Genomic DNA, 407 nt, shown 5'->3' on the forward strand with positions numbered 1-407 from the left:
ACTAATCGGCCAGAACTGCAAAAAATGCTGGCCTATATTCGTGAGGGTGATATTGTAATGGTCACTGAATTAGATCGCTTAGGCAGAAACAACCAGGATTTAACTAAGATCATGAACACCATTCAGAATAAAGGGGCCACCCTAGATGTGTTAAATTTGCCGTCCATGACAGGAATCGCTGACCCAAATTTACGTCAACTCATGACTAACCTCATCATTGAACTGTATAAGTATCAGGCTGAAAGCGAACGTAAGCGAATCATCGAGCGTCAGCAACAAGGGATTGCCCTCGCCAAACAGCAGGGTAAATATCATGGCCGCAAACCCCAATACACCCAAGACGATCCCCGCTTGCAACATGCTTTTAAGCTTTATCGAGCTGGCATGAGTGACATTGATGTGTCCCG

At 45.2% G+C, this 407-nt stretch carries 1 protein-coding gene; it reads left to right on the forward strand.

The features are described from left to right. Positions 1-407, forward strand: a 407-nt coding sequence (locus FC85_RS09540) for a recombinase family protein (RefSeq protein ID WP_057865308.1), incomplete at both ends; no start/stop codon positions are given.

The organism is Lentilactobacillus diolivorans DSM 14421 (assembly GCF_001434255.1).
GTDB classification, from domain to species: Bacteria; Bacillota; Bacilli; order Lactobacillales; family Lactobacillaceae; genus Lentilactobacillus; species Lentilactobacillus diolivorans.